Here is a 726-nt window from a genome sequence, read left to right on the forward strand (position 1 = left end):
GCTTTTTAGACCTGACTCAAGAATCTAACAGGAATAGAACCCAACCAAATCGGTACGAAAATTCAAAAATAGCAAAACTGCACCAAAACTTCGAACTATAATGCATTATTAACAACAAATCTTTAGAGCAACAGACCTTTAAATATTAAAAGTAACGTTATTCATATTGGCCTATTATTCTGCTATTTATCAAACAAAAAGCATTTATAATAAACCATTGATTGCAGAGGTCTGGAAATTAATTGTTTAAACGATCAATGATGCTAACCACAACACTCTCATAATAAAAACTTTGCGTCACTACGTCTTTGCGTTTAGGCTTTTCTTACCGACTATTGGAACAATAAAAAATCGTAAAATACGATAAAATGAATACCCCCCCTAAAAAAACATCCATAGTGATTATTTTTTGTTATTTTTGAACAAAACCCCAACAATTTGAACCTATGCCGCTAAAAATACATTGTTTTCAGCATGTCCCCTTTGAAGATTTGGGACATATAAAAACCTGGATAAATAAAGAAGGGCACCAACTACATTACACCAGATTTTTCGAAAAATATACCATCCCTGAGCCTGGAGACTACGACTGGCTGATAGTAATGAGTGGCCCGATGGGGACCAACGATGAAGATAAATGCTTGAGGGTGCATAAGATGAGCTCATCGATGCACCATTTATCCAAAAAAAGGATCACATCCTGAAAAATTCTCATTATATGAGTGC

General features: G+C 34.7%; 1 protein-coding gene. It reads left to right on the forward strand.

The genetic code is table 11. The features are described from left to right. Window positions 1–446 precede the first annotated feature (446 nt). Window positions 447–704, forward strand: a complete 258-nt coding sequence (locus OQ5_RS0102935) for a hypothetical protein (protein WP_016776063.1) — start codon at window positions 447–449, stop codon at window positions 702–704. Window positions 705–726 lie beyond the last annotated feature (22 nt).

Origin of the sequence: Anaerophaga thermohalophila str. Valhall (assembly GCF_000250735.1) — a bacterium.
Taxonomy (GTDB): Bacteria; Bacteroidota; Bacteroidia; order Bacteroidales; family Marinilabiliaceae; genus Anaerophaga; species Anaerophaga thermohalophila_A.